The organism is Xanthomonas sp. BRIP62415, assembly GCF_003993515.1.
GTDB lineage: Bacteria > Pseudomonadota > Gammaproteobacteria > Xanthomonadales > Xanthomonadaceae > Xanthomonas > Xanthomonas euroxanthea.
In genome coordinates, this window is the sequence record NZ_QEZH01000012.1 from 69,544 (window position 1) to 93,144 (window position 23,601).

A 23,601-nucleotide genomic window follows, 5' to 3' on the forward strand; every position below is an offset into this window, starting at 1 on the left:
GTGCCCCGCATCCCTGACGTCGACCGGGTTGGGTGGTCGCCAGCCCGGAGCGGTGCAGCCACGCCCTGCCTGGCGCTCTCGCATTTTTGTTGCGTTGCTACGACGGTATGCGCGACGCCTTGGCTATGCGCTGGTCTTGCGCGCCGCTGCAATCGCCGCAATCCGTGCCTTCGCCAACGCCTCGCCGATTTGCGGGCCTTGCAGGCCTTCTGCGGCCAGGTCGCGCGCATTGATGGCCAGCGCAGCAGCATGCAGGCGTTTGAGTTGGTCGCGCTGTGGATACGCGGCCTCTTCGCTGCCCCGCCGGCCACGCTTGTCGGCTTCGCAGACCAGCGCGAGTTGTGCGACACGCTCGGGGCGGCGGAAGGCATCGCAGCGCACCAGCAGCTCGTGCACGGTGCGGTCGCGCAGCTCGGCCAGGCGGTGCACGTTCAGATGTTCGCGGCAGGCGGTGATGGCGAGCTGGCGATAATCCTGCGGCACCTTGAGGCGCTCGCACACTGCCTGCAGCGGGGCGACACCGCGCTGTTCGTGCATGATGTGGCGCGGCCATTCCTCCGGCGGTGTGAGCGCCTTGCCCAGGTCGTGGGTCAGTGCGGCAAAGCCCACCAGCGCATCGCCGGGCGCCAGTCGCGCGGCCATGTCGCTGACCATTTCCTGGTGAATGCCGGTATCCACCTCCGGATGAAACTCGGCACGTTGTGGCACGCCATACAGCGCATCGATCTCGGGCAGGATGACGCGCAACGCATCGGTGTCGTGCAGCGTGCGCAGGAAGGCCGACGGCTGCGCACTCTCCAGCACGCGGCGTAATTCCTGCCACACGCGTTCGGGCACCAGGCTGTCCAGCTCGCCGCTGGCGGCCATCTCGCGCATCAATGCGGCAGTTTCGGGCGCAAGAGTGAAACCGAGCGGCGCCAGCCGCGCCATGAAGCGGGCAGCGCGCAACACACGCACGGGATCTTCGACAAAGGCCGGCCCCACGTGCCGCAGCACGCGCGCTTGCAGATCGCGCGCGCCGCCATATGGGTCGAACAACTCGCCGGTGTCTTCGTCGCGTGCAATCGCGTTGATTGTGAAATCACGGCGCAGCAGGTCTTCTTCCAGCGTCACCGATGGATCGGCATCCACCACAAAGCCGCGATAGCCGCGCCCGGACTTGCGCTCGGTACGCGCCAACGCATATTCCTCGCCGCTACGCGGATGCAGGAATACCGGGAAATCTTTCCCCACCGGTTTGAAACCCAGGCGTTCCATCTGCGCCTGATCGGCACCCACCACGACCCAGTCGCGGTCGCCAGCGGGCTGGCCAAGCAGGGCATCGCGGACTGCGCCGCCAACGAGATAGATCTTCATCGCGACATGATGCCCGATGCGGTGCGCGGGTCGAAACACCATGCATCAATTGCTGTGGGATTTCCGCGCAGCGTTTTTGGAATGCCAGGTGACGCCAACATGCAAATCTCGGCAGCTGGTCCCGATTGGTCAATGCGGGTCATTCAGTCGTAGCGCTGAGAGCGGCGGATCTGCGGCTTGGCTGCAGGGCCCTCGCCCGCCCACCATCGCGGGACACGCCGCAAGTACGTCCATGTAGGCTCTGGCGCGGCATCCATGCCGCTCAAGGTCCCGCGACGGTGGGCGGGCAAGGACCTGTCGAGATGGTCGGTGTGCGTGGTCAAGGGTAGCGAGTGTGTATTTTGCAGAATGATTTATCAGCCGAAGTCCCAACGTCCGGCTGTCTGATGCACGTCGCGTGACAAGTGACCTTGACCCGACTGCCGGCCATTTTTCTGGTGCGGTGTCCTCGACGACCTAAGCTTTCGACCTGAACTTTTGATACGTTCCCAAGGCAGACGTAGTGCTAGGCATTTTGATCCGACAACCGACCAACTTCCGGGTGCGGTGTCCTCGCCGGTTGCGGGACGGTGTGGCGGCATGGGTGCCGCCACCGAGCCCCAGGGATGGGTTCACGGCGTGTCCCGCGAGCGGCGAGGGCGCCGCGCCCTCGGCGCTGCGAGTTTCCTGCAGGGCCCTTGCCTGCCCACCATCGCGGGATACGCCGCAAGTACGTCCATGTAGGCTCTTACGCGGCATCCATGCCGCTCAAGGTCCCGCGACGGTAGGCGGACAGGGACCAGTCGAGATGGTCGGTGTGCATGGGGCAAGCGCTGCCTGGGACGCGTTGTTCGGTAACGGCGCGCCCACCCAGCCCTCTCACCCGTGGCCGAGCGACAACCACCCGCAACCGCGCAAGCGCGACCACCTCATCCGGCGGTGGTGCCTGGCGGCTGACTTGAAGCTTAGTCCTGCGCCGCGTTGGTGGTCGCCTGGCCTGGCGTGCACACGGGCTTCAGGCGCTTGTCCACCAGTTTGCCCATCAGGCGATCACTCAGCGGCAGCATGTCGCCGTTGAGTTGCCAGTCGTAGATCACGCTGAAAGCCAGCACGCGTGCGACGTACTCGCGGGTTTCCTTGTAGCTGATGGTCTCGATCCAGAAATCCGGCTCGAAGTTGGGGCGTTGCGATTGCCAGCGGCCGGTCGGCCCCGGGCCGGCGTTGTAGGCGGCGATGGTGAGGTAGGGCCGGCCGTAGGTATTGAGCAACTGGCGCAGATAGGCGGTGCCGATGGCGATGTTGGTGTCCGGCTCGTACAGGCTGGTGGCGCCCGCGTAGCCGGGCAGGGCGATGCCCTTTGCCACCGCCGCGCCGGTGCCCGGCAAGACCTGCATCAGGCCCATCGCGTTGGCAGGCGAACGCGCGCGTGGATTGAAGATGCTCTCGGCACGGATCTCTGCTGCCACCCAGGCCGGGTCGATCGCGTTCTTGGCCGCTTCGCGGCGAATGCTGTCGTCGTGATGCAGCGGAAAGCGCAACGCATACAGGCGCTGTTCGTCCGGCTGCTTGCCGAGCGCGAACACCGCGCGGTCGAACCAGCCGTTTTCGCTGGCTACCTGCACCGCCAGCCGGCGCTGGGTGTCGTCGAAGCGGCTCGCGGCATCGTTCCACTCGGCCACCGCCCAACCCGGCCGGTCGATCTGGAACAGGGCGATGGCGCGGATCAACGCCGGATCGCGTGCAACGGCGGCCTTTGTTTGCGGATTGTCCTTGGGCTCCCACGGACACAGCCGATAGGGCTGCTGCAGACGGTCGGCGGCCAGGAAGCCGTGGAAGGTCGGCGATTGCGCGGCTGCGCGATACAGCGGCTGTGCGGCTGCGGCCGCGCCGGTCTTCTCGGCCAGGCGCGCTTCGAAGTACTGCCAGCGCGAATCGCTGCGCTGGGTCGCCGGCATCTTGCGGATCGCCGCCAGGGCCGCCGGCCAGTCGCCACGCGACATCGCTTCGCGCGCGCGCCATTCGTGCAGGCGCTCGTCGTATGAGGCATCGGGGACTGCATTGAGGCGCCGTGCCGAATCCGGCAGGTAGGACGCCACCGTCCACAGCGCGATCTGGTACAGCACCTGGCCGCGCTGCGCCTCGCTGAAGCCAAGCGCGGTCGCCAGCTGTGGCAACTGCTGCTCGGCCGCGTCCGGATCGCTCTTGGCCAGTTTGGCCAGGCCGTCGACGGCGATGCGACGGCTGCGCTCGGTCTTTGGCCAACCGAGTGCACGCGGGTGCACCTTGTCCAGAAACGCGGCGTAATCGTTAGCCAATGCCAGATCGGCCGCCGGCAAGCCGCGCGCGGCCGTGCGCATCACCGCAGGCTGCTGTGCATCGGCCGCCGCCTCCACGCGCTCCCAGCGCAGCGCCGGGGTGAGTTCGCCCCGCGCTTCCAGCCCGGCAACCACCGGATCGCAGGCATCGGGCAGGCCCTTGCCGGTGCGCCACAGGGTCAACGCGTCGCGGCTCCACTGTGCATCCAGCTTGCCGGTCGCCTGGCGCGCGGTCAGCTGCGCGCAGCGCAGGCCCAGGTTGTCGGTGGGCTTCCAGTTGGCCAGCAGCGTGTTCCAGTCCTGGCGGCGTGCCACCGCCGGCAACCAGGTGCCACGGAAGCTCTCGGCCACCGGCTGGCCTGCATAACGCTGCAGGAATCCCTGCGCCTGTGCCGTGGAGACGTTGTCGATGTTGCGCTTGAGCGTGGCAAATTCCAGCCAGCCATAGAGCGGGTGGCGGTTCAATGCGGCCAGCTGACCGGCATCGGACTGGCCGCGCTCTGCAGCCGCGATGGCATCGCGCATGGCGGTCAATTGCGGGTCCAGGCTCTGGGCATGCAGCGCAGTACTGCCAAGGCACAGCAAGCCGACGAAAACAGTGGCAAGACGGGGGGTATAGGTCATTGCGCGATGATACCGAAGCACGCCGGCGCGCCTGAGTGAATGCGCAGCAGACCGGTGCCGCCCGTCGCTGCCGGCAGCGATGGGCGTGCGATGCCGGTGCGTACCGCGCGTGTGCACCGTGGCCTGCCGCCGCGGAGCACTGCGGACCACTTCCCACTGCGTCACGGCTGGCTTGCGGGGCGTTAAGGTTTCGTTTAAAAGTGGGGGCGGACCGCAGGGCACGGGGGCGTGCGGACACTCAAGAATCCTTCTGGAGAGAGAGAGGATGAAGCGTCTGATTGGCCCCCGTCGGTCATGCCTGGCCGTGCCGTTGTCCTTGTGTCTGGTTCCTACACTCGCCTGGGCGCAACAGCCCGAGGCCGCCCCGAGCACGCGCACGCTCGACAGCGTGCAGGTCACCGGCACGCGCATCCGGACCGCAGAGTTGCAGGGCCAGGTGCCGATCCAGACGCTCAACCGCGCCGACATCGAACGCACCGGCCTGACCTCGATCGGCGAGGTGCTGCAGGAACTCACCGCCTCGGGGTCGGCGCTCAACGCCAAATTCAATTCGTCCGGCAACTTCGGCTTCCCGCCCGATGGCGGTGGTGTGGGCGCCGGCTCGGCGCAGGTGGACCTGCGCCACCTCGGTTCCAAGCGCGTGCTGGTCCTGGTCGATGGCATCCGCTGGGTCAACGAATCCTCGGCCTCGGGCGTGGGCTCGTCGACCGATCTCAACACCATTCCGTTGGCGATCGTGGAGCGCATCGAGGTGCTCGAGGACGGCGCCTCGTCGCTATACGGCTCGGACGCGATTGCCGGCGTGGTCAACATCATCACCCGGCGCAGCTTCGACGGTGCGCAGGTCACGCTCAACTACGGGCAATACGGCAAGGGCGACGGCGCCAACCAGGGCATGGACCTGGCCTGGGGTACCAGCGGCGAGGACTTCAGCCTGTTTCTGGGGGCCAGCTACGTCAAGCAGGATCCGATCTACGCGCGCGATCGTGCGCAGGCCCGCTTCCCGATTCCGGGCACCGGGCTGACCTTCGCCAGTTCGGCGACGCCGGATGGCCGCTTCCAGTTCGTCGACCCCAACACCGGCGTGCGCCAGAACCTCACGCCCAACGCCGGCGTCGGTGCGCCGCAATACGATGGCAGTGCCGGCTGTACGCGCAGCGACGATTACCACTGTTTCGGCACCGCTGACCGCTACAACTTCGCCGAACAGAATCTGTTGCTGACGCCGTCCGAGCGCAAGGGCGTGTTCGCGCAATTTCGCTATTACTTCAACGACGACGTGCAGTGGTACGTCAAGGCGCTGGGCAACCGGCGCGAGTCGACCAACCAGGCCGCGCCCGAGCCGATCTTTCTCGGCCCCGATGCCGGCACCGGCAATCCGCTGGCCGACAACATCGTGATTTCCGCGCTCAATCCCTTCAATCCATTCGGCTTCGCGTTGAACTCGGCCACCAACCTGATCCAGATCGGCCGCCGCCCGGTGGAGGGCGGCGCGCGCCGGTTCGAGCAGCAGGTCGACACGCAGTATTTCGGCACCGGCCTGGTGGGCACCTTCGAAGGCGCGGCGCGGACGTGGTACTGGGACGTCAACGGCATGTACAGCAAGAACAAGGCCGAACAGACCAACTACGGCAGCTACAACCTCTACAACATCAATCTGGGCCTGGGCGATCCGGCCGCGTGTGCGGCGGTGGCTGGCTGCGTGCCGCTGGATATCTTCGGCGGCGCCGGCAGCATCACGCCGGAGATGTTGCGCTGGATCCAGCCGGTGGTGCGCGACCGCAGCCAGAACGAGTTGAGCCTGTTCACCGCCAACCTCAGCAGCGAGTTGTTCCAGCTGCCCGGCGGCGCGGTGTCGTTCGCCACCGGCTACGAGTACCGCAAGTACGAAGGGTCCTACCAACCCGATCCGCTCACCGTGGCGGGGCGCTACAACGGTGTACCGTCATTGCCGACCTCGGGCAGCTACGACGTCAACGAGGCCTATCTCGAACTCAATATTCCAATCTTCGCCAATTCGTCGCTGGGCGACAAACTCGACTTGAACATCGCCGGCCGTTATTCGGATTACTCCACCTTCGGCGGTGAGTTCACGCCAAAGTATGGCTTGCGTTGGCAGGTCACCGATGAGTTGGTGTTGCGCACCAGTTACGCGGAGGGCTTCCGTGCGCCGACCATCGGCGAGTTGTTCGGTTCGGCCGCGCGCGCCGATCTGCAGTTGTCCGATCCATGCTCGATCGGGTTGGGCGGCACCGCGCCGCGCGGCAGCGCCGCCAACTGCGCATCGCTCGGCGTACCGGCCGGCTATCAACAGGCCAACCAGCAGATCTCGGTCACCACCGGCGGCAACGAGCAACTGGATCCGGAGCGCTCGCGCAGCTTCAGCGCCGGCTTCGTGTTCAGCCCGGGCTTTGCCAGCAATGCCAGCTGGTCCGATCGCCTCGATCTGGAGATGACGTTCTATCGGCACCATGTCGATGGCGCGATCCAGGCGATCAATGCGCAAACGCAGCTGGACCTGTGCGTGGATACCCTGGACGCACTGTATTGCAATGGCATCGGGCGCGCGTCCACCGGCGGCATCAATGCGTTCAACAATCGCTTGACCAACCTGGGCTCGATCAAGACCGACGGTTGGGATGTGGATTTGTTCTGGACATTGCCGGAAACGGCGTTTGGCCGTTTCAAGGTGTCCTGGCAGAACACCTTCGTGGGCCGTTACGAGGCGCTCGGTGCGGCGGGGCAACGGCAGCCGCAGGGGCCAGGCATCGAAGTGGTGGACAGCGCAATCCCGGAATGGACCAGCAACGCGGTGCTGGACTGGTCGCTGGGCCGCTGGACTGCATCATGGACCGCGCGCCACATTTCCAAGCTCACCGAGCAATGCGGCGATGCGGTGGAATTTGCGGTGTGTTCCGATCCTGCAGTGGGCATCAATCGCCTGGATGCGATCACCTATCACGATGCACAGCTGGGTTATCGCGTCGATTGGCTCAAAGGCCTGCAACTCACGGCCGGCTTGAACAACGTCTTCGACAAGGATCCGCCGCTGTGCCTGTCGTGCTCTCTCAATGGTTATGACGCGTCCACTTACGACATCCCTGGTGGGCGCTTCTGGTATGCGCGGGTCGACTTGAAGTTTTAGTCTGTCTGGGCAGTCGTAAAGCGGAGAGCGGCTGATCTGCGGATTTGCTGCAGGGCCCTTGCCCGCCCACCATCGCAGGACACGCCGCAAGTACGTCCTTGTAGGCTCTTACGCGGCATCCATGCCGCGTAAGGTCCCGCGACGGTGAGCGGGCAAGGACCAGTCGAGACGGTCGGTGTGCATGGTAAGAGCGGTGCTGATGCGCCTCGTTCGATCATGAAACATCGGCTCCACGTGATGCACGCCGCACCCTCGACGCTGTGAGTTGGCTGCAAGGCCCTTGCCCGCCCACCATCGCAGGACACGCCGCAAGTACGTCCTTGTAGGCTCTTACGCGGCATCCATGCCGCGTAAGGTCCTGCGACGGTGGGCGGGCAAGGACCAGTCGAGATAGTCGGTGTGCAGGGTAGGAGCGTTGCTGATGCGCCTCGTTCGATCATGAAGCATCGGCTCCACGTGATGCACACCGCACCACAGACAGCTTTTTCGAACAAGCGCCGACCAACTTTCTGGTGCGGTGTCCTTGCCGGTTGCGGGACCGTGTGGCGGCATGGATGCCGCAACCGAGCCTCCAAGGATGGATTCACGGCGTGTCCCGCGAGCGGTGAGGGCACCGCGCACTCGACCCGGGCGGCGCACCGCGTTTTCTAGCGTCACCCGCGCACGGGCGCATCGCCGGCCACGTAGTAGTCGGCCGTGCTGCGCGGCAGTGGCGTGCGGCCACGCATGCGATCGGCGATCTTCTCGGCGATCATGATGGTGGTGGCATTGAGGTTGCCGGTGATGATGCGCGGCATGATCGATGCATCGATCACGCGCAGGCCTTCCATACCGTGCACGCGGCCCTGTCCATCGACCACCGCCATGTCATCGCTGCCCATCGCACAGGAGCAGGACGGGTGATACGCCGTCTCTGCGCGCGCGCGCACGAAGGCGTCCAGCTCGGCATCGGTCTTGCAGTCTGCGCTCGGGCTGATTTCGCGGCCGCGGTAGGCATCCAGTGCGGGCTGGGCGATGATCTCGCGGGTGATGCGGATCGCATCGCGGAATTCCTGCCAGTCCTGATTGGTGGATTGGTAGTTGAACAGGATCGACGGATGCTGGCGCGGGTCGCGCGACTTGGCATGCACGCGCCCGCGGCTGGGGGTGCGCATCGAGCCTACATGCGCCTGGAACCCGTGTTCCTTCACCGCATTGCTGCCGTTGTAATTGATCGCGACGGGGAGGAAGTGGTACTGGATATTGGGCCAGTCGAATTCCTCGCGCGTGCGGATGAAACCGCCGGCTTCGAATTGATTGCTGGCGCCGGTGCCGGTACCGGCGAACAACCACTGCGCACCGATGGCCGGCTGGTTCCACCATTGCAATGCCGGATACAGCGACACCGGCTTGGTGCAGGCGTACTGGATGTAGACCTCCAGATGATCCTGCAGGTTCTGGCCGACGCCGGGCAGGTCGTGCACCAGTTGCACATCGAGTGCTCGCAGCAGGTCGGGCGCGCCGACGCCGGAGCGCTGCAGCAGCTGCGGCGAGGCAATTGCTCCGGCACACACCAGCACTTCGCGGCGCGCATGTGCGTCGATGCCTTCGCTGCTGTTGCCGACCAGGTAGTGCACGCCGATTGCGCGCTTGCCGGCAAACAGGATGCGGTCGGTGGTGGCATGGGTGACGATGTGCAGGCCCTCGCGCGGGCGCGCCATGTCCAGATAGCCGCGCGCCGTGCTGGCACGGCGCCCCTGTGGCGTCACCGTGCGGTCCATCGGCCCGAAGCCTTCCTGCTGATAGCCATTGAGATCGTCGGTGCGCGGGTAGCCGGCCTGCACGCCGGCATCGACCATGGCGTGGAACAGCACGTTGTTGTCGTTCTTCGGCGTGGCCACGCTGACCGGGCCTTCGCCGCCGTGATACGCGTTGGCGCCGATGTCGCGTGTTTCGGCCTTGCGGAAGTACGGCAGCACATCGCGGTAGCTCCAGTCCTCCAGGCCCGGGCGCCTGGCCCAGTGGTCGAAGTCCAGCGCGTTGCCGCGGATGTAGCACATGCCGTTGATCAACGATGAGCCGCCCAGCCCCTTGCCGCGCCCGCATTCCATGCGCCGGTTGTCCATATGCGGCTCCGGCTCGGTCTCGTAGGCCCAGTTGTAGCGGCGGCCCTGCAACGGAAAGGCCAACGCCGCCGGCATCTGGGTGCGGAAGTCCAGCCGGTAATCCGGCCCGCCCGCTTCCAGCAGCAACACGCTGACGCCCGGATCCTCGGTCAGGCGCGCAGCCAGCACGTTGCCTGCCGAGCCGGCGCCGATGATGATGTAGTCGTATTCGCGTTGCATGGGGTTCTCCTTGTTGCGGTGCCGGTGTGAAGCGGCTTTCAAAACGATTGCGCGGTGGACCGGCGGCCGCTGTTCGAAACGGCAGCGTTCAAGCCGGCAGCGCGGTCCGCAGGTTGCGGCTGGCGCATGGCGCGGTGCCGCCGGCGGCTGCCTGCCTGGTGGTGTCGGCCCGTCAGAACACCGACGCGTAGCGTTCCAGTTCGACCTGGATGGATTTGGTGCGGGTATAGGCCTGCAGCGTCGCCAGGCCGTTTTCGCGGCCCACGCCGGATTGCTTGTAGCCGCCCACCGGCATCGGTGCCGGCGATTCGCCCCAGGTGTTGATCCAGCAGATGCCCGCTTGCAGGCGATGGATCAGGCGATGCGCGCGCGCCAGATCCGGCGTCACCACGCCCGCGGCCAGGCCGTAGGTGGTGGCATTGGCGCGGGCGATCGCTTCGTCCTCGTCGTCGTAGGTGAGCAGGCTCAGTACCGGCCCGAAGATCTCCTCGCGCACGATGGTCATCACGTCGGTGCAATCGCTGAAGATGGTCGGTGCGACATAGCAGCCCTGTGCCAATGCGCCGTCGCGCAGACGTTCGCCACCGCACAGCAGGCGTGCGCCCTCGGCCTTGCCCTGTTCGATGTAGTCGAGCACCCGCTGCATGTGCGCGGCGCTGACCATCGGGCCGAAGGTGGTGCGTTCGTCCAGCGGGTCGCCGATGTGGATGCGTTGCACGCGTGCCAGCAGCCGCGCCTCGAAGGCGGTGCGCAGCGCGCGCGGCACGAACACGCGCGTGCCGTTGGTGCACACCTGCCCGGAGCTGTAGAAGTTGGCCATCATCGCGATGTCGGCGGCCAGATCCAGGTCCGCGTCGGCGCAGACGATCAACGGCGACTTGCCGCCCAGTTCCATGGTCACGTCCTTCAGCGACGAACTCGAGGCACTGGCCATCACCTTGCGTCCGGTCGCGGTGCCGCCGGTGAAGCTGATCTTTTCGATCTGTGGGTGTTCGGTAAGCGCGGTGCCCACGCTGGCGCCGTCGCCGGGCAGCACGTTGAACACGCCATCGGGCAGGCCGGCCTCGGTGAACAGTTCGGCCAGCTTGAGCGCGGTGAGCGGGGTCACCTCGCTGGGTTTGAAGATCATCGCATTGCCGGCCGCCAGCGCGGGCGCGGCTTTCCACAGTGCGATCTGGATCGGGTAATTCCATGCGCCGATCGCGCCGACCACGCCCAGCGGCTCGTGCCGCGTGTAGAAGAAGCTGCCTTCGCGCAACGGCACCTGTGCGCCTTGCAGCGCCTGCGCCACGCCGGCGTAGTACTCCAGCACGTCCGCGCCGGTGACGATGTCCACGCTGCGGGTCTCGCTCAGCGGCTTGCCGGTGTTGAGCGTTTCCAGTTCGGCCAGCGCGTCGTTGCGCTCGCGCAGCAGCGCCACTGCACGCAGCAGGATGCGCGAGCGTTCCACCGTGGTCAGTACCGCCCATTGCTGCTGGCCGGCCTTGGCGCTGTCGACCGCAGCATCCAGGTCGTCGGCGCCGGCATTGTGCACATTGGCCAGCACCTCGCCGGTGGCGGGATTGACCACCTCGAAGGTGTGGCCGCCGCGGGCGGGAACATAGCGGCCGCCGATATACAGCAACTGGTCGGGGAAACGTGGCATGGCAAACCTCCTGTGGGGCGCACGCGGCAGCGGCGGCACCTCAGCGCGTGAGATGCAGGAACTGCAGGTGACGCTCGTATTGATCGATGATGTCGTTGATGATCTGTTCGCGGCTGTAACCGACCAGGTCGTAATCCTGGCTGCCTTCGTACAGATACACTTCGGCGCGGTAATAGCGTTGGTTGCGCAGGCGCTGCGCGGCAAATGACGGTGTCAGGTAGCCGCGCATCACCACCTGGTAGCGGAAGCCCTGCTGCTCGCCGTGGTCGACGCTGATCTCCATGTCGTCGTCGTCCAGCCGGCTGCTGACCTGCCAGCCTTCTTCCTGCAGCTGCGCGGTGACCGCTTCGATCGCCGGGCGCACCTGGTCGTGCATGAAACGATAGACCTCATCGCGCGCCGGGAAGTGCATCGCCTGGCCCAGGCGCTGACGCCAGCCGCGGTGGTGCCGCGATTGCCCTATCAGCGGGCTGGGGCTGTAGAGCTGCGCACGCTTGCGCTGCGATTCCTGGCTGAGCGCGCGCGACAGGCCCCAGGCCATCAGCAGCAGCACCGCGGAGAACGGCAGCGAGGCCAGCACCACGGCCGATTTCAGCGCGTCCATGCTGCCGGCCAGCAACAGGCCGCCGGTCACCACCGCGGTGAGCACGCCCCAGAACACGCGCAGCCAGCGCGGGCCATCGTCGTGCGGTTCGCCGCCGTGGGAGGACAGCGTGGACAACACCACCGTGCCCGAATCGGCAGAGGTCACGAAGAACACGAAGCTGATCGCCACCGTCACCGTAATCACCGTGCGGCTCCACGGGTAGCCCTGCAGCAGCGTGTACAACACCGTCTCCGGTGCAGCGATGGCCTGTTGCGCCAGCGCACCCTGGCCGTGATGCAGCACCTGGTCCAGCGCGCTGTTGCCGAAGATCGACAGCCACGCCAGGGTGAAGCCGAGCGGGATCAGCAGCACGCCGAGCACGAACTCGCGAATGGTGCGGCCGCGCGAAATGCGTGCGATGAACAGGCCCACGAACGGCGCCCAGCCGATCCACCATGCCCAGTAGAACACCGTCCAGTTGCCGAGCCAGTCGCTGCGGCCGCCGTAGGCGTACACATCGAAACTCTTGTTGACCACACTGCCAAGGTAGTCGCCCAGATTCTGCATCAGTGCGTTGAGCAGGTACTGCGTGGGGCCGGCGAACAGCATGAACAGCAGCAGCGCGATCGCCAGCAGCATGTTGATGTCAGACATCCAGCGCACGCCTTTTTCCACGCCGGACACCGCCACCACGATCGCCGCACCCATCATCGCCACGATCAGCGCCACCTGCACCCAATGGGCGTGCGGCACCTCCATCAAGGTGCTCAGGCCGGCGTTGAGATGCAGCACGCCAAAGCCCATGTCTGCGCCCAGGCCGAACACGGTGGCCACGATGCCCAGTGCATCCACGGTGTAGCCGATCGGCCCGTTGATGCGCTTGCCGATCAGCGGATACAGCGCCGAACGCAAGGCCAGTGGCAAATTGTGCCGGAACGCGAAATACGCCAGCGCCATCGCTGCCAGTGCGAACACGCCCCAGCCGTGCAGGCCCCAGTGCAGGAACAGCAACTGCATCGCCTGCCGCGCCGAGGCTTCACCGCTACCGGTGCCGCCTTGCGGCGGTTGCAGGTAATGGGTGAGCGGTTCGGAGACGCAGAAGAAGAACAGCGTGATGCTGATGCCCGCAGCGAACAGCATGCCGGCCCAGGAGAGATAGCTGAATTCCGGCTCGTCGTGATCGGCGCCGAGCTTGATGTTGCCGTAGCTGGACAAGGCCACGCCGAGCACGAACACCAGATACACCGTCATCGCCAGCAGGTAGTACCAGCCGACATTGCGCGAGGCCCAGGTCTGCGCGTCCAGCAGCACACGGCCTGCATCCAGCGGAAACAACGACACCAGCAACGCAAATGTGCAGACCACGGTTGCCGCCAGCACGAACACCGGGCGCAGGGTGCGCACCGGCAAGGGCTGCGGCGCTACCGCACTCATGCCGACACACTCATAAGATGCGTATCACGTGCTGTGTTCCCAACGAAAAACCGCCTGCGTTATCGCACAGGCGGCGTCGAGGGGGTGTCATCGGTCGAGTCCGCCAGTGCGAACCCGTAGCCACTTTGCGTGGCTGTCAGCGCAGCAGGTGCAGCGGCACGCGGATATCCATGCCGACCGCAAGATGGTCGGAGAACGCTGCGGGAATCGCTTCGATATGTTCGATCGTCAGGCTGTCGCTGACCAGGATATGGTCGATCGCCCGGTCCGGACGCCAGCTCGGAAACGTATGCACCTCGCAGCTGGGCGGTTGCAAGCGCGTGTGCCGATACAGCGCCTGCATTTCCGGCCGGTCGGCCATGCAGTTGAAATCGCCCATCAACATCGCGTTGGGATGCTCGGACAACAACTCGGCGATGAAGGCCAGCTGCGCCATGCGCGAATTGGCGCCCAGCGACAGGTGCGCCACTGCCACCGCCAGGCCTTCGCGGCCCTGCCCGAACTTGGCCAGCAGGATGCCGCGCCCGCCGATCCGGCCGGGCAGGGCATGGTCCTGCACTTCCAGCGGTTCCAGCTTGCTCAGCAAGCCGTTGGCGCTGGAGGCGACCCCGCCCATGCGGCGGTTGGGCTGGTGGCTCCAGTAATGGAAGCCGGCGCGCTCGGCCAGATAGTGGGTCTGGTTGGTGAAGCCCGAGCGCAGGCTGCCCGGGTCGGCCTCCTGCAGGCCGACGATGTCGCGCTCGCCGGCCAGTTTGGCGATGCTGTCCAGGCTGGTGCGCTTGCTGCCCAGCGGCAACGCATGCGACCAGCTGCGCGTGACGTAGTCGCTGTACCGGCGGGTGCTGGAGCCGGCCTGGATATTGGCCGTCAGCACCCGCAGGGTGCGCGAATCCGAAGCGTTCACGGGGCTGCGATCGACAGGATCACTTGGCCAGCGTGGCGCGTTCGCGCGCGATCAGGTGATCGGCGATGCGCAGCATGTCCGGGAAGCTCTGGCCCTTGACCAGGTACTTGCCGTTGACGATCAGCGACGGGGTGCCGGTGAGCTTGCTGCGGGTGGCGAACTGCTTGGCACGGTTGGTCTTGGCCGACACGCCGAAGCTGCTCATGGTGTCGATGAAGGTCTTGGGGTCCACGCCGTACTTGGCGTAGAACGCGGCGATGTCCTGCACCGAATCCTTGCCGCGCTCGCCCTTGAGGGTCTGCTCGGTATGGATGGCCTTGTACAGCGCTTCGTGGGTCTTTTCCTGCACGCCCAGGGTTTCGGCGGCGTAGAACGCACGGCCGTAGTCGTCCCACGGGCCGCCGAACATCGCCGGCACGTAGACGAAATGCACGTCCGACGGCAGGCCGGCCTTCCACGGCCCGATCAGCGGCTGGAACGCGTTGCAGGCGGGGCAGACATAGCCGAAGACTTCGGCCACTTCGATCTTGCCGGCAGCCTGCTGATAGGGCTGGCCGCCTTCGATATCCAGATAGTCGGTGCCGGCGACCGGCTCGGGGCCGTTCGGTGCGCGCGGTGCGGCGCTGGGCGCGGCGGCCGGCGCGGTGCTGGCGCTCTCGCCTACGGCAGGCGGCGCGGCGGGGTCGGCGGCCGGCGTGGCAGCGGCCGGAGCAGGTGCCGTCTCGGCGGCCGGCGTGGTGGCGGCAGGTGCGGTATCGGACGAGCCGTCCTGGGCCTTGCAGGCGACCAGGATCGGCAGCAGCGCCATCAGCGTCAGGGCGAAGCGGGTCTTCATCGGATTGGATCTCCAGCGTGGGGCGAGGAAAGGGCCGGACGGCCGCGGGGCGCATGATGCCACGGGCGGCCGTTGGTGGCGGTTACGCGGTTCAGCGCTTGGCAGGCGCGGCGTGTTCGCGGGCGATCAGGTAATCGGCCACGCGCAGCATGTCCGGGTAATTGCGCGCGCCGATCAGGTAGCGCCCGTTGATGATGATGGCCGGGGTGCCCGGGAGCTTGCTGCGCTTGGCGAATTCGCGCGCCGCATCGAGCCTGGCATCCACCGCCTGGCTCTTGTAGGTCTCGATGAAGCGCTGCTGCGGCACGCCGTAGCCGGCGTAGAACGCGGCCAGTTCCTCCGGGGCGACGTTCTGGGTCGGCACGGTCTGCTTTTCGTGGATGGCCTCGAACATGGCGCGATGGCTGCGCTTGGCCACGCCCAGGATGTCGGCGGCGAAGTAGGCGCGTGCGAACGCATCCCAGAACCCGCCGAATGCCGCCGGCACCGGGGTGAAGCGCACATAGGACGGCTGCTTGGCCACCCAGGCCTCCAGGGTGGGCTCGAAGTGCGCGCAGTGCGGGCAGGTGTAGCCGAACACTTCGGTCACTTCGACCTTGCCGGCCAGTGGCGCGTACGGCTGGCCGCCGTCGATCACGATGTAGTCGTCGCCTTCCACCGGCGGGGCGTTCTTGTCGGCGGCGCAGGCCGCCAGCGGCAGCAGCACCAACAGCAGCAGGGACAGACGGGAAAGCAGATTCATGCGGGCTCCGTGGGGATGGGGAGGGGAGAGCGGGAAACGACGACGCCGGTCGCGGGACCGGCGTCGTGACACGGTGTGGCGGTTGCGGCAGTCAGTTCATGAGCGTGCGGGCGTTGCTGTGGGCGGTTGCTGCGCGGCGGCCGCATCGTCGGCGCGGTCGTGCAGACCCTGCAGATAGCTGGCCAGCGCCTGGATCTCCTGCTCGGTCAGCGGGTGCGCCACCTGCGCCATGATATTGAACAGCGCCGGGTTGCGCTCCTGGGTGGTGCCGGCCTGGTATTCCTTCAGGCGCCGCGCCACGTACTCGGCATGCTGGCCGCCCAGGCGCGGATACGCCGGGCCCGGATTGCCGCTGCCGGCCGGGCCATGGCAGGCCATGCAGGCCGGCACACCGCGCGCGATGTCGCCGCCGCGGTAGAGCTTCTCGCCGACCTCGTAGAACTTCAGGCCCTGGTACGGCCCCTCGTTGACCACCGCGTCGTCGGCCACGCCGGCGGCGGATTTCTGCGTGGCGAAATAGGCACCCAGGTCGCGCATGTCCTGCGCGGTAAGGTCCTTGACGAACGGCACCATCACCGCCGACATGCCGGTATTGCGCTCGCCGCTGGCGATCAGGGCGACCTGGTGCGCCACGTAGCGCTCGGTCTGGCCGGCGATGCGCGGGTACATGGCCACCGCCGGATTGCCGTCCGGGCCGTGGCAGGCCGCGCAGGCGGCGGCCTTGGCCTGGCCGGCCTTGGCATCGCCCCAGGTGGTCTTGGACAGGTCCACCTCCAGCGGGGCAATGCGCACCGGCGGCGGATCGGGGATCGGCGTGACTGCCGATTGCGCAAACGCCACGGCGGCAATGACCGGCACGGCGACGGCGGCGAGGACTAGCACACGAGCATGGCGCATCAGCTAAAGCTCCGTATGGACCCGGCCCGCGCGCGTTGGGTGCTGGCTGTGGCAGGCGTGCTTCGATTATCGACACGCCTTTGCGCCAGGGTCAACGAACAGTGCAGCAAAACCGTCAGGCCCCGAACGTGCGATCCTAGGGAGATGTCGCTCCTTATCGAACAAGCCCGCTACCACCTGTCCGCCCACAACGCCCGGCAATTGCCCGACGATGGCGGCTACGAGGTCGCCTTCGCCGGCCGCTCCAACGCCGGGAAATCCAGCGCGCTCAATGCGCTGACCCGCCAGAACGCGCTGGCCCGCGTGTCCAAGACCCCTGGCCGCACCCAGCAGCTGGTGTTCTTCCAGATCCAGCCCGAGCGCTATCTGGTGGATCTGCCCGGTTACGGCTACGCCAAGGTGCCGCAGGACCTGCAGGCGCACTGGCAGGCCTTCATCGACCGCTATTTCCGCACCCGCGAGGCCTTGCGCGGGCTGGTGGTGGTGATGGACATCCGCCATCCGCTCAAGGATTACGACCTGCAGATGCTCGGCTATGCGGCCGAGCGCGGCCTGCCCGCGCATGGGTTGCTGACCAAGGCCGACAAGCTCGGCCGTGGCCAGCAGATGCAGACTCTGCAGAAGGTCAAGAAGGAAGTGACCTCGCGCTTCGGCGACAGCGTGACCGTGCAGACCTACTCGGGCGAGTCGCGCCAGGGCGTGGACGAGTTGCGCGGCATCGTCGGCGGCTGGCTGGGCCTGGACGTCGCGGCGCCTGCCGCAGAGTGAGCCGGGCCGGGCTGGCGGATGACGCCTGGCCCTGCAGACAGCCCACAACGGCGAGCCAGGGCTCGCCGTTTTTCATTGTGGCACCGGGCCGAACTCGGTCGGCACCCAGGCGAACGCGGCGCCCTCGCGGCGGACATGGCCCAGGCCCGGGAACGGCAGATGCGCGCCGGCCACCCACCAGCGGCCGTCGGCGGCCTGCGCCAGCAGGCGACGCCGTGCGGCGATTGCCTTGGTGCGATCGCTGTCGGCCTCGAACGATGCGTCCGGCTGGGCAAACTGCACGGCGTGGTAGTGCAACACATCGCCCCACACCAGCAGGGTGCTGCCAGCGCCGCCGTCGAAGCGGTAGGAGACGTGGCCGGGCGTGTGGCCCTGGCTGTCCAGGGCGGTGATGCCGGCCGGCAATGTGGTTTTGCCCGGCTGGAAACGGCGCAGCCGACCCTGGGCCTGATAGGGCGCGACGGCCGCGCGCGCCAACGGGAAGGCGAACTGCAGCGTCGGCGCGGCAGCGGCCTCCGAGGCGGGATCAAGCCAGTACGCGGCATCGGCGTCGGACAGCCACACCGTGGCGTTGGCAAAGGCCGGTGTGCCCTGCGCATCGAGCAGGCCGCACAGGTGGTCCGGATGCGCGTGGGTGAGCAGCACATCGTCGACCTGGGCGGGGTCGACACCGGCGGCGCGCAGGTTGGCCAGCACCTGGCCCAGGCCGGGCCCCAGGCACTGCGCGGTGCCGGTATCGACCAGGCTGAGGTGGCTGCCGTCCTGGATCAGGTAGGCGTTGACTGCGGTCTGCAGCCCCTTGGCGTCTTCAGGCACGTAGCCCCGCGCAAGCAGGCGGTCGCGCTCTGCCGGGTCCACATTGGACAGTTGTTGACGCGTCAGCCCCACGCGGCCGTCGAACAACGCGGTGACGCGCAGCGTGCCGATGCGCTGCAGGTAGAAACCGGGAACCTGCGCGTGGGTGGATGCGGGCGCAGCGGCGTGCGCCAGCGTGGCGCTTGCGGCCAGTAACAGCGGCACCAGCGTACGCAGGACGGAAACAGACATGAGCAACTCCAGGACAGGCGGCAACTGCCGCGGTGTCGCCATGCTGGCGGCAGCGAGCTGCGCGATTCGCTCAATGCGCTGCGCCAAGCGCTCGCGTTGGCGCCCTAGCGGCTATTGCCGATGCTGGCCGGGTCCAGCCCGTAGCGCTGCTGGAAGCGCTGGCTGAAGCTGCGGGTGGAGCGATAGCCGGCGCGCGCGGCCACGGTCTTGAGCGGCCAGCGCGTGCTGTAGAGCAGGGCCATCGCGTGCGCCAGCCGCGCATCGGTGATCAGTTCGCGCAGCGAGCGTTGTTCGGCGGCCAGATGCCGGCGCAAGGTGGCGCCACTGATGCCCAGGCTGTCTTCGATATCGCGCGAGCGCCACGCCCGCTGCGGTTGCGCGACGATCAGCGTACGCACCTGCTCGGCGATGCTTGGCGCCGGCGGCAGCAGCAGGCCGCCATGGCCGCGACGGCACACGTGGATGACCAGTGAGGCCAGCGCCAGGCGTGCTTCGGTATACAGGCCGCGTTGCAGCGCATCGCGCCATTGCCGCAGCGGCAGTGCGACATCGATCGCCGGCAGCCGCGCGATGTCGGCGCCCGCCTCGGGCAGCGGCTCGTTCCACAACGCGCGCGCAGCGGCCAGTGCCTCCTCGCACAGGGGTACCACCGCGCTCATGTAGAGCCCGGTCTGCGGGTCGGGCGTGTTGATCAGATCGATCCGGCAACGGCGCGTCGCCAGGAACAGATCGCCCGGCACGAGTTGCAGCGACTGGGTCGCGCTGCGCACCTGTTGGCGGCCCTGCAGCACAATCGCGAACTGCGGCTGGGTCAGGTCCACCGAGCGCGCCCCGTGTTCGCGCCGTGCGCTCACGCAGGCGTAGCCGTCGGCGCGCTCGCAGTGCATCAGAGTGGTCATCTGCGCGAGCAGGGCGTCGGTGGGTGTGGGCGCAACGGTCATGGCCGGGCGATGCTACAGGATCGCGGGTGCGCGGCCTGGGTGATCGAACGCCGTGCATCCTGCCTGCGGGGATTTGCGGGTGGCCGTGTTCAGCGTGAACGGCTGCGGCCTGCCGCACCCTCCGTCACGCCCGCCCTCGGGCGGTGGGGTCGCGCTTGCTGCTGCGTCGGCCACGCCGTGCGCATGGATGGAAATCTCAGACCCGGTCGATGGCAGCAATTCTTTCCATGCCCTGCGGTTATAGTGCGGGCCTTGCGGTGGCAGGGGAGGACCCCCACATCGTTCCCCTAAATTTTTCCTGCGAGCCTGCCCTTGTCGAGTCCCAGCCACGTTGCCGAAACGCCGATCACCGAACGCGCGGAACTGGTCCAGGTGCTGGCCTCCGGCGAGAAGCCCAGTGCTGACTGGCGGATCGGCACCGAGCACGAAAAGTTCGGCTTCCAGCTCGACGACCTGCGCGCGCCCACGTTCGAAGGCGCGCGCGGCATCCAGGCGCTGCTGACCGGCCTGACCCGCTTCGGCTGGGAGCCGGTGCAGGAAAACGGCCACACCATCGCGCTGCTGCGCGACGGCGCCTCGGTGACGCTGGAGCCGGCCGGCCAGCTGGAGCTCTCCGGCGCGGCGGTGGAAACCCTGCATCACACCTGCGTGGAAACCGGCACCCATCTGGACGAAGTGGCCCAGGTGGCCGGCGAGTTGCAGCTGGGGTTCCTGGGCATGGGTTTCCAGCCGAAGTGGCGCCGCGACCAAATGCCGTGGATGCCCAAGGGCCGCTACCAGATCATGAAGAACTACATGCCCAAGGTCGGCTCGCTCGGCCTGGACATGATGACCCGCACCTGCACCGTGCAGGTCAACCTGGATTACGCCACCGAAGCGGACATGGTGAAGAAGTTCCGCGTGTCGCTGGCGCTGCAACCGATCGCCACCGCGTTGTTCGCCGATTCGCCGTTCACCGAAGGCAAGCCGAACGGCTACCTGAGCTACCGCTCGCACATCTGGACCGACACCGATGCCGATCGCACCGGCATGCTGGATTTCGTGTTCGAAGACGGCTTCGGCTACGAGCGCTACGTCGATTACCTGCTCGATGTGCCGATGTATTTTTCCTACCGCGACGGCGTCTATGTCGACGCCAGCGGGCAGAGCTTCCGCGATTTCATGCAGGGCCGGTTGCCGGCACTGCCGGGCGCGTTGCCGACGCTGCGCGATTGGTCCGATCACATGACCACCGCGTTCCCGGAAGTGCGTCTGAAGAAGTACCTGGAAATGCGCGGCGCCGACGCCGGCCCGTGGGATCGGCTGTGTGCGCTGTCGGCATTCTGGGTCGGCTTGCTCTACGACGACACCGCGCTGGATGCGGCCTGGGATCTGGTCAAGGATTTCAGCACCGCCGAGCGTCACGCGCTGCGCGACGGGGTGCCAAGGCAGGCACTCGGCCTGCCATTCCGCAACGGCACGCTGCGCGAGCTGGCGGTGGAAGCGGTCAAGATCGCCCGCGAGGGCCTGCGCCGGCGTGCGCGGCTGAATGCCGATGGCCAGGACGAGACCGGCTTTGTGGACGTGATCGCCGAGATCGCCGAGAGCGGCGTGACCGCCGCCGAGCGCAAGCTGGCGCTGTATCACGGTGCATGGAACGGCGACATCGATCGGGTGTTCCGCGAGTTCGCGTACTGAGCGCTTGCGGAGTGCCGCAGCCGTAGCGCCTCGCCGGGCTGGCACGCGGCGCGTTGCTGGCAGGCATGGACCCGGGCGCGACGGTACCGCCGAGCGCGCATGCGCAAGACCGCATTCCCGCCCGGCTTTAGCGTCGCTCCGGCATGCACGGCAGGCGCACCGTCACGCGTAGGCCGCCACCTGCCGCACGGTTGTCCAGGCGCAGGTCGCCGCCATGCGCCAGCACGATGCTGTGCGCCACCGACAACCCCAGCCCGATGCCGCCGGTGTCGCGATTGCGCGAGGACTCGCCGCGCACGAAGGGCAGCAGCAACTGGTCGCGCTGGGTCGGGTCGATGCCGGGGCCGTCGTCGTCGATCCACAGCACGCCGTCCTCGCCATCGCGCTGCAGCTGCAGGCGCGCGCGCTTGCCGTACTTCAGCGCGTTCTCCAGCAGATTCATCACCGCCCGACGCAATGCCAGCGGGTCGCCATCCAGGGTGATTTCCGGGCCGGGCAGCAGTTCGGCATCGGCGCCGATGTCGGTGGCATTGTCGACCACGCTTTCCACCAGCAGGCGCAGATCCAGCGGCGCGCGCTTGCCGCGGTGGCGATCGTTCTGGATGAAATCCAGCGCGGCGGAAATCATCGCCTTCATCTCGTCGATGTCGGCCAGCGCCTTGTCGCGCAACGGTGGCTGCAGGCCGTCCAGGCGGAACGACAGGCGTGCCAGCGGCGTGCGCAGGTCGTGCGCGATCGCCGCCACCATGTGGGTGCGCTCGTTGATCAGGCGATTCAGGCGTGCCTGCATTGCATTGAACGAGTCGGCCGCGCGCACGATCTCCGGCGGGCCGCTGCGTTGCAGTGCGGCCGCATCCGGATTGCGGCCCAGCCGGTCGGCGGCCTCGGCAAAGCGCTTGATCGGCGCTGACAGCGCACGCGAGAACCACCACGCCAGCGGCACGTTGGCCAGCAGGCCGGCCAGGAACAGCAGCACCACGTGGGTCTTGAACTCGGCCGACAGCTGCCGTGGCGGCGATTCGACCGTGCGCCAGCGGCCATCGGGCTGCTGCAGCGCGGCGGTGAAGCCATCCAGCAACGGCACGCCCGGGGTCAGCCGCTCGCTTTCCCAGGCGGCAGGGGGAGCGTCCGGACCCAGCCCGTTGCCGACCGGCGGGGTGCCGGGGGCACGATCGCCCGGCCAGGCGCCTGGCGCTGGCGGCGATCGCTGCGCGGCATCGCGGCGATTGCCGGCGGGGCTGGCATCGCCGCCAGCGGCCCGGGGGCGCTGCGGCTGGTCGGGCATGCGCGGCGGCCGCGCCATGCCGAGCTGCGGGCCCTGGCGATCGTCGGCGCTGCGGTAGAAGCGCACGCGCTGTTCGGGGACATCCAGCCAATGGGCCAGCAGCATTTCCGCAAACCCATCGCGCACATGGCCTGCCGGCGGCAGCGGGGCCTGGGCCGATTCGCGCACCGTCAGGGTCTGGGTGCCGGCCGGCATGCGGGTGGACAGCAGCGCCACCACCTCCGGCGGATGCACCGGCGGCTCGTAGACCGGGGTGCGCATCACCAGCAGCGCGATGCCGACCGCCTGGGCGGTGAGCAGCGCCACTGCCAGCAACACGAAGGTCCGGGCAAAGATCGACAGCCCGCGACGTGCCGGTTTGCTCACAGACGCGAAACGCCCGGCAGCAGCATGTAGCCCTCGTTGCGCACGGTGCGGATCAACTCGGTATGCACGCGCTCGTTGATCTTGCGGCGCAGGCGGCTGATCTGGCTGTCGATGGCGCGGTCGTAGACGTCGGTGTCCCGGCCACGGGCGTAGTCCAGCAACTGGTCGCGGCTCAGCACCCGCTGCGGATGCTCGACGAAGGTGCGCAGCAGCGCGAACTCGCCATCGGACAGGTTGATGAAGATGCCGGTGGGGTCGCGCAGGTCGCGGCGGACCACGTCCAGCCGCCAGCCGGCAAACTCGTAGACGTTGCCGCGCTGGTCGGCCTGCTCGCTGCTGGCCTGGCTGCGGCGCAGCAGGGCGCGCACCCGCGCCAGCAGCTCGCGCGGATTGCAGGGTTTGGCCAGGTAATCGTCGGCACCCACTTCCAGGCCGATGATGCGGTCGGTGTCGTTGCCCAGCGCGCTGAGCATGATGACCGCAGGTGAACCACGCTCGCTGGCCAGCGCCCGCGCCGCGCTCAGGCCGTCTTCTCCCGGCATCATCACGTCGAGTACGATGAGGTCCGGGCGGCGCTGCGCGATGCGCTTGCGCATCTCCGCCACGTTTTCGGCAACCTCGACCTGGTAGCCGTGGGCGCTGAGGAACTCGCCGATCAGCTTGCGCAGGTCCGGGTCGTCGTCGACCACGAGAACGCAGGGTTGTTGCATGTCCATGGAGGTCATCGTCGG

At 67.3% G+C, this 23,601-nt stretch carries 16 protein-coding genes; 3 read left to right on the top strand and 13 right to left on the bottom strand.

Features of this window, described 5'->3' with window-relative positions; genetic code table 11:
• Window positions 1-123: 123 nt before the first annotated feature.
• Both EO141_RS02795 and EO141_RS02805 read right to left on the bottom strand, forming a co-directional pair.
• Window positions 124-1,356, bottom strand: a complete 1,233-nt coding sequence (locus EO141_RS02795; protein ID WP_127168531.1) for a multifunctional CCA addition/repair protein — start codon at window positions 1,354-1,356, stop codon at window positions 124-126.
• A 944-nt stretch (window positions 1,357-2,300) separates the two neighbouring features.
• Complete coding sequence (locus tag EO141_RS02805) at window positions 2,301-4,274, bottom strand: transglycosylase SLT domain-containing protein (protein WP_206514774.1); 1,974 nt, start codon at window positions 4,272-4,274, stop codon at window positions 2,301-2,303.
• Between the two features lie 265 nt (window positions 4,275-4,539).
• Here EO141_RS02805 and EO141_RS02810 point away from each other — a divergent pair, with 265 nt between their 5' ends.
• A complete protein-coding gene (locus tag EO141_RS02810; RefSeq protein ID WP_127168493.1) occupies window positions 4,540-7,419 on the top strand; it encodes a TonB-dependent receptor in 2,880 nt (959 codons plus the stop codon).
• A 653-nt stretch (window positions 7,420-8,072) separates the two neighbouring features.
• Here the strand turns inward: EO141_RS02810 and betA are convergent.
• The 7 genes from betA to EO141_RS02850 form a co-directional block, all read right to left on the bottom strand.
• The gene (gene betA, locus EO141_RS02820; RefSeq protein ID WP_127168494.1) at window positions 8,073-9,743 is read right to left on the bottom strand and encodes a choline dehydrogenase; all 1,671 of its coding nucleotides are present in this window, start codon (window positions 9,741-9,743) and stop codon (window positions 8,073-8,075) included.
• 172 nt (window positions 9,744-9,915) lie between these two features.
• Complete coding sequence (gene betB, locus EO141_RS02825; protein ID WP_127168495.1) at window positions 9,916-11,388, bottom strand: betaine-aldehyde dehydrogenase; 1,473 nt, start codon at window positions 11,386-11,388, stop codon at window positions 9,916-9,918.
• A 40-nt stretch (window positions 11,389-11,428) separates the two neighbouring features.
• Window positions 11,429-13,408 (bottom strand): choline BCCT transporter BetT, encoded by a 1,980-nt coding sequence (gene betT, locus EO141_RS02830; RefSeq protein WP_127168496.1) that lies wholly within the window; start codon window positions 13,406-13,408, stop codon window positions 11,429-11,431.
• A 136-nt stretch (window positions 13,409-13,544) separates the two neighbouring features.
• On the bottom strand, window positions 13,545-14,282 hold the full coding sequence (locus tag EO141_RS02835) for an endonuclease/exonuclease/phosphatase family protein (RefSeq protein ID WP_104533297.1): 738 nt from the start codon (window positions 14,280-14,282) through the stop codon (window positions 13,545-13,547).
• Window positions 14,283-14,331: 49 nt separating this feature from the next.
• The gene (locus tag EO141_RS02840; RefSeq protein ID WP_115676077.1) at window positions 14,332-15,147 is read right to left on the bottom strand and encodes a thiol:disulfide interchange protein DsbA/DsbL; all 816 of its coding nucleotides are present in this window, start codon (window positions 15,145-15,147) and stop codon (window positions 14,332-14,334) included.
• 91 nt (window positions 15,148-15,238) lie between these two features.
• A complete protein-coding gene (locus EO141_RS02845) occupies window positions 15,239-15,889 on the bottom strand; it encodes a thiol:disulfide interchange protein DsbA/DsbL (RefSeq protein WP_104586010.1) in 651 nt (216 codons plus the stop codon).
• 96 nt (window positions 15,890-15,985) lie between these two features.
• Window positions 15,986-16,786 carry a c-type cytochrome gene (locus EO141_RS02850; protein WP_164739036.1) on the bottom strand — a complete coding sequence of 267 codons (801 nt, stop codon included), beginning with the start codon at window positions 16,784-16,786 and terminating at the stop codon, window positions 15,986-15,988.
• A gap of 144 nt (window positions 16,787-16,930) precedes the next feature.
• Here EO141_RS02850 and yihA point away from each other — a divergent pair, with 144 nt between their 5' ends.
• Complete coding sequence (yihA, locus tag EO141_RS02855) at window positions 16,931-17,554, top strand: ribosome biogenesis GTP-binding protein YihA/YsxC (protein WP_024939454.1); 624 nt, start codon at window positions 16,931-16,933, stop codon at window positions 17,552-17,554.
• Between the two features lie 72 nt (window positions 17,555-17,626).
• Here the strand turns inward: yihA and EO141_RS02860 are convergent, their stop codons facing one another.
• Together EO141_RS02860 and EO141_RS02865 are read right to left on the bottom strand one after the other, a co-directional pair.
• A complete protein-coding gene (locus EO141_RS02860; RefSeq protein WP_127168497.1) occupies window positions 17,627-18,601 on the bottom strand; it encodes an MBL fold metallo-hydrolase in 975 nt (324 codons plus the stop codon).
• 104 nt (window positions 18,602-18,705) lie between these two features.
• On the bottom strand, window positions 18,706-19,542 hold the full coding sequence (locus EO141_RS02865) for a helix-turn-helix transcriptional regulator (RefSeq protein ID WP_104649709.1): 837 nt from the start codon (window positions 19,540-19,542) through the stop codon (window positions 18,706-18,708).
• Between the two features lie 312 nt (window positions 19,543-19,854).
• Here EO141_RS02865 and EO141_RS02875 point away from each other — a divergent pair, with 312 nt between their 5' ends.
• Window positions 19,855-21,219, top strand: coding sequence for a glutamate--cysteine ligase (locus EO141_RS02875; protein ID WP_104586009.1), 1,365 nt, complete (start codon window positions 19,855-19,857; stop codon window positions 21,217-21,219).
• A 127-nt stretch (window positions 21,220-21,346) separates the two neighbouring features.
• Here the strand turns inward: EO141_RS02875 and EO141_RS02880 are convergent, their stop codons facing one another.
• Window positions 21,347-22,870, bottom strand: a complete 1,524-nt coding sequence (locus EO141_RS02880; protein WP_119130711.1) for an ATP-binding protein — start codon at window positions 22,868-22,870, stop codon at window positions 21,347-21,349.
• Window positions 22,867-23,586 carry a response regulator transcription factor gene (locus EO141_RS02885; RefSeq protein ID WP_104649706.1) on the bottom strand — a complete coding sequence of 240 codons (720 nt, stop codon included), beginning with the start codon at window positions 23,584-23,586 and terminating at the stop codon, window positions 22,867-22,869. The genes EO141_RS02880 and EO141_RS02885 overlap by 4 nt, the downstream gene beginning before the upstream one ends.
• Window positions 23,587-23,601 lie beyond the last annotated feature (15 nt).